The organism is Glycomyces halotolerans, assembly GCF_054779575.1.
This window is the reverse complement of sequence record NZ_BAAGXZ010000067.1, coordinates 1-584: the sequence shown is the minus strand read 5'-3', so window position 1 is coordinate 584 and position 584 is coordinate 1. Positions and strand designations below refer to the sequence as shown.

General features: G+C 36.6%; 1 pseudogene. It reads right to left on the bottom strand.

Annotation, left to right across the window (positions count from 1 at the left end):
- Positions 1–437: pseudogene (locus tag ACYVL2_RS20065) on the bottom strand (putative beta-lysine N-acetyltransferase); the annotation flags it as partial.
- Positions 438–584: the final 147 nt, after the last annotated feature.

Genomic DNA, 584 nt, shown 5'->3' with positions numbered 1-584 from the left:
GTAAATACCGTTTTATATAATGTTACTAGCTGTTTGGCGTCACTCTTTATAGCTTTCCTTAATTTGTAAGGTGACAACAATGTTTCTGGGCACTTTAGCGGTAATAACTGGACTTTTTGAAGTAGATTATTTTCTTTTGCATAATGATTGTGCACTTGTCGCTCTTGGCTTTCATAAAAAGTCATTAAGTAAGCAGTGCTTCCATTAAAATAAGATGGAATGGTGGCTTCCAAACGGTACCCATGTTGCAACCAGCTTTGAACTTGTTCGTAGCGAGACTTTATAATTACCTTTTCTAACTGGTGCTTATCCAGCTCTCTCTTTATATAGTAAATCATGCTAGAAATATTCCCTCGGTAATCCTCAATTCGAAGTCTTTTATTAAAAGAGTCTTGTATGCACAGCGCGCTGAAGTCCCGTCTATTCACTTCAATCAAATTGCTTCCCCTCCTTTATCAGTCGGCAATTTCACACCAATCAATAATAGTAAGAGCAATAATTTCAGTGGCTTTTATAACAGATTCAATAGAAATATATTCGTTTGGAAAGTGAGCAACTTCCGTAACTCCTGGACCAAAAACAAC